This window comes from Microbacterium sp. H6 (assembly GCF_003314775.1).
Classification (GTDB): domain Bacteria; phylum Actinomycetota; class Actinomycetes; order Actinomycetales; family Microbacteriaceae; genus Microbacterium; species Microbacterium oxydans.
In genome coordinates this window covers 2,058-4,146 of sequence record NZ_QOAY01000186.1, presented here as the reverse complement: position 1 = coordinate 4,146, position 2,089 = coordinate 2,058, and the positions used below count along the sequence as shown (strand labels likewise).

General features: G+C 69.4%; 4 protein-coding genes. 1 reads left to right on the top strand and 3 read right to left on the bottom strand.

What is annotated here, in order from left to right:
- On the bottom strand, positions 1–556 hold a 556-nt coding region (locus tag DSP71_RS12080; RefSeq protein ID WP_113681212.1), incomplete at its 3' end, for an MFS transporter.
- Positions 557–672: 116 nt separating this feature from the next.
- On the opposite strand from DSP71_RS12080, the gene soxR reads away from it, so the two are divergent.
- Positions 673–1,113 carry a redox-sensitive transcriptional activator SoxR gene (soxR, locus tag DSP71_RS12075; RefSeq protein ID WP_046748766.1) on the top strand — a complete coding sequence of 147 codons (441 nt, stop codon included), beginning with the start codon at positions 673–675 and terminating at the stop codon, positions 1,111–1,113.
- A gap of 27 nt (positions 1,114–1,140) precedes the next feature.
- Here the strand turns inward: soxR and DSP71_RS12070 are convergent, their stop codons facing one another.
- The gene (locus DSP71_RS12070; RefSeq protein ID WP_113681211.1) at positions 1,141–1,467 is read right to left on the bottom strand and encodes an NIPSNAP family protein; all 327 of its coding nucleotides are present in this window, start codon (positions 1,465–1,467) and stop codon (positions 1,141–1,143) included.
- A gap of 18 nt (positions 1,468–1,485) precedes the next feature.
- The coding region (locus DSP71_RS12065; RefSeq protein WP_258546407.1) for a S9 family peptidase at positions 1,486–2,089 on the bottom strand (604 nt) is incomplete at its 5' end.

Sequence of the window (2,089 nt, the reverse complement as noted above, 5' to 3'; positions counted from 1 at the left end):
CCACGGCCAGTCCCACGAAGGTCACCCGCCAGGCATCGAGCTGCGCGAAGATGCCGCCTACGACGGGGCCGACGATGTTGCCGACGCCCCACATCGCCGAGACGAGCGCCGCGCCCCGCGCCCAGAGCCGCTCGGGGAGTGCGCGCTGGATGAGCGCGTAGCCGAGTCCGGCGAGAAGTCCGCCTCCGAGGCCCTGCACCGCCCGCCCGGCGAGCAATGCCCACATCCACGGACTCGCGGCGCAGAGCAGCGACCCGAGAGCGAACAGGCCGAGGGCGAGCAGGTACGCCCGGACGGCGCCCTGCTGGGTGAGAACACGGCTGACCATCATCGAGCTCACCACGGAGGCCAACAGGAAGGTCATCATCGTCCAGGCGTAGAACTCCGCCCCGCCGATGTCTCCCACGATCGTGGGGAGCAGGCTGGTCGTGAGGTAGACGTTGCTCGCTTCGAGGAGCACACCGCCTGCGAGCACGGCGGCGGTCGGTGCGTAGCGACGGCCGAGGAGTTCGCGCCAGCTGCCGGCGGGGGCGGTGCGTTGCGGAGTCTGGGTCATCGGGGGTGCCCTTCGTGGCGTCGATGGGGCGGGAGAGCCGCCCGGCGGCGCCGTGTCTCGGCGGCCGTTCGTCACGCTAATACCTCGAGTAAACTCGAGGTCAAGAGGAGGCGATGATGTCTTTGGAGCCCGACGATCTGCTGGCGATCGGCGAAGTCGTGCGACGCTCCGGCGTTCCCGCGACAGCGCTGCACTTCTACGAGCAGCTCGGCCTCATCGCCTCGACACGGACCTCGGGCAACCAGCGCCGCTACCGGCGCCACATGCTGCGTCGAATCTCTCTGATCGTCGTCGCCAAGCGGCTGGGCATCCCGCTCACCGATGTGCACGAGGTGTTCCAGAGCCTCCCGGTGGACGAGCCGCCATCGCAGCGGGACTGGCAGCGGGTGGCGAAGCTCTGGCGCGCACAGCTCGACCTCCGGCGCACACAGCTCGAGCATCTGCGCCGCGAGCTCACGGGGTGCATCGGCTGCGGGTGCCTCTCCCTCAAGGCGTGCCGACTGCTCAACCCCGAGGATGCACTCGCAACCGACGGTCCAGGACCGCGCCGCATCTGACGGCGGGCGCAAGCCGTTCGGGCGCCGTCAGTCCTCTGGATCGAGGCCTGTCGGCAGCAGCGGTCGCATGAAGGTGCGTTCGTAGCGCAGCACGCACCCGCTCTCGTCGCGGATACGGTCCGCCTCGATGAACTGCGGATCGACCCCGAAGCCCTTCCGGTACACCTCGTAGTCAGCGAGCGACGGGAAGGTGAACAGTGCCAGGGCCTGATCGCTCGCTCCCTCGGAGGGAAGGAAGTAGCCGTGATGTCTGCCGCCGTGATCATCGACCAGCCGCATCCAGGCGCGCGCGAACTCTTCGAAGGCGTCGATCTCGTCCGGATCGATCGTGTACGTCACGACGCAGGTGATCACGAGGTCAGGTTACCCCGGTCACCGCACGTGCGGAGAGGCCGCCAGCGCGATGACGGCATCGAGCGTCGCATCCGCCGACAGCACCCTCGTGTGTCCCTGGCCCTCTGTGCGCACCAGACGCGACCGTGCGCCGTGGGCGTCGTGCAGACGGAGCGAATCGTGGTCGGGCATCCTCCGGTCGCCGCGGTCGTGCACCACGAGCAGGGCGGTGTCGGCGGGGAGAGGGCGCTTCACGGCGTCGTATCGTGCGGTGACGGCGGACTGATCCATGTGCAACCTCCTGCGGAATCGCTCCGACAGACGGGCGTTCGTCGCGGCGTCGAGGTGCAGGTCTGCGCCGAACTGTGCGAGGAAGGCGTCGGGGGCGGCGGCGCCGGCGATCACGGCGACGGCCGGAACCGGAACGGTCGAACGGGCTGCGGTCAGTGCCGCCAGCGCCCCGAACGAGTGGCCGACGATCACCACGAACGGCCCGTGCTCGGCCTGCAGCTGCTCGGCCGCGTCGATCCAGTCGCGGATGTCGGTGCTCCGCCCGGACGATGAGCCGTGCGCAGGAGCGTCGAACGCGATCACACGGAACCCCTCGGAGCGCAGTTCCCGCACCAGCGGCGCGAATTGCGAG

What these genes read in the sequence shown, in the direction of transcription:
- soxR (WP_046748766.1), top strand. Translation starts at nt 673, where the DNA reads ATGTCTTTGGAGCCCGACGATCTGCTGGCGATCGGCGAAGTCGTGCGA.